The following is a 255-nucleotide window of genomic DNA, read 5'->3' on the forward strand; positions in this document are numbered from 1 at the left end:
GACAGCGCGAGCGCTACGATTACGAATATCGCCGCAACGGCACCGTCAATCTCTTCGTCACCTTCGATCCGCATCGCGGCTGGCGCAACGTCAAGGTTACAGACCGCCGCGCTGCCGTAGACTACGCGCACTGCATGCGCGAACTCGTCGACGTCCATTATCCCGATGCCCCCTGCATCCGTGTCGTGCAGGACAATCTGTCGATCCATACCGCCGGCGCGCTGTATCAAGCATTTGCGCCTGCCGAGGCCCGGC

General features: G+C 62.4%; 1 protein-coding gene. It reads left to right on the forward strand.

Features of this window, described 5'->3' with window-relative positions; all coding sequences use genetic code 11:
- Nucleotides 1–255 (forward strand): transposase (locus ACZYOF_RS44660; RefSeq protein WP_463719707.1); only part of this gene is annotated, 255 nt, incomplete at both ends.

This window comes from Bradyrhizobium sp. LeoA1Lang (assembly GCF_055413685.1).